Origin of the sequence: Bilophila sp. 4_1_30 (assembly GCF_000224655.1) — a bacterium.
Taxonomy (GTDB): Bacteria; Desulfobacterota; Desulfovibrionia; order Desulfovibrionales; family Desulfovibrionaceae; genus Bilophila; species Bilophila wadsworthia.
Window position 1 is genome coordinate 322,071 of the sequence record NZ_JH114234.1, and the last position, 1,504, is coordinate 323,574.

General features: G+C 63.3%; 2 protein-coding genes. Both read left to right on the forward strand.

Annotation, left to right across the window (positions count from 1 at the left end):
• Positions 1 to 792 (forward strand): molybdopterin dinucleotide binding domain-containing protein (locus HMPREF0178_RS17585; protein ID WP_009381201.1); only part of this gene is annotated, 792 nt, incomplete at its 5' end.
• Positions 793 to 803: 11 nt separating this feature from the next.
• A complete protein-coding gene (locus HMPREF0178_RS17590) occupies positions 804 to 1,448 on the forward strand; it encodes a 4Fe-4S dicluster domain-containing protein (protein ID WP_009381202.1) in 645 nt (214 codons plus the stop codon).
• Positions 1,449 to 1,504 lie beyond the last annotated feature (56 nt).

Consider the following 1,504-nt stretch of genomic DNA (forward strand, 5'->3'; position numbering starts at 1 on the left):
GATCCCACCGGGCTCGGCCTCTATCCCGAATGGTCCTACTCGTGGCCGGTCAACCGCCGCGTCATCTACAACCGCGCTTCCGTGGACCCGCAGGGCAAGCCGTGGAACCCGAAAAAGGCGCTGGTGCAGTGGAAGGACGGGCAATGGATCGGCGACGTGCCGGACGGTCCGGCCCCGCCGCTGGCCATGCAGGGCGGCAAGCTGCCGTTCATCATGCAGCCGGAGGGCCTCGGCGCCCTGTACGGCCCCGGACTGGCCGAAGGCCCGTTCCCGGAACATTACGAGCCGATGGAAAGCCCCTTCAAGAAGAACATCATGTCCGCCCAGCGGGTCAACCCGGCCCTCCATACCTTCGGCAAGGACATGAACCCGATCGCCAACGCATCGCCCGACTTCCCGCTGGTGATGACCACGTACTCCTGCACCGAACACTGGTGCACGGGCGCGTTCACCCGCTGGCAGCCGTGGCTCGTCGAAGCCCAGCCCCAGGCGTATGTGGAGATCAGCGAGGAGCTGGCGAAGGAAAAGGGCATTGCCAACGGGGAAAAGGTTCGCATCTCCTCGGCGCGCGGCACGGTAGACGCCGTGGCGATGGTCACGGTGCGCCTCACGCCCTTCAAGTGCGGCGGCAAAACCGTGCATCAGGTGGGCATGACCTTCAACTACGGCTGGCTGCAGCCCAAGGAATGCGGCGACACGGCAAACCTGCTCAGTCCCATGGTCGGTGACGCGAACAGCATGACGCCCGAATACAAGGCGTTTATGGTCAACATCGACAAAATCAAGGCTTAGGAGGGAAGGCCATGTCCGACGGAAAGACTATTCTCGTTGATGTATCCCGCTGCACCGGGTGCCGCGGCTGTCAGGTGGCCTGCAAGCAGTGGAACGAGCTGCCCGCCACCGATACCGTGCAGACCGGTTCCTACCAGAACCCGCCCGATATGAACGGCGATACCTACAAGATCGTCCGGTTCAGCGAAGGGCGGCATGAAAACGGCAAACCCTACTGGAACTTCTTCACCGACATGTGCCGCCACTGCGTGAACCCGCCGTGCGTGCTCGCCGCCGATGAGGGGACCATGATTCACGACGAGGCCACCGGCGCGGTGGTGTATACGGAAAAGACCGCCGAGAACGATTTCGACGTGCTTCTCGACGCCTGTCCGTACCGCATCCCCCGAAAGAACGAAAAGACCGGGGCCATCGTGAAGTGTACCATGTGCATCGACAGGATCAGCGCGGGCGGCATTCCCGCGTGCGTGCAGTCCTGTCCCACCGGAGCCATGCGCTTCGGGGAACGCGCCGCCATGCTCGAACTCGCGCACAAGCGCGTGGAGGAGCTGAAGAAGGAGTTCCCCAAGGCCCATGCCGTCGATCCTGATGATGTGCGCGTGATCTATGTCATCACGGACGATCCGGACAAGTACGCCGAGCACGTCGGCGCGTAACGAACGGTAAAAGGGGGGGGGAGGGAGAGGATGCGGGCTCTGCCCGTACCCGCTGA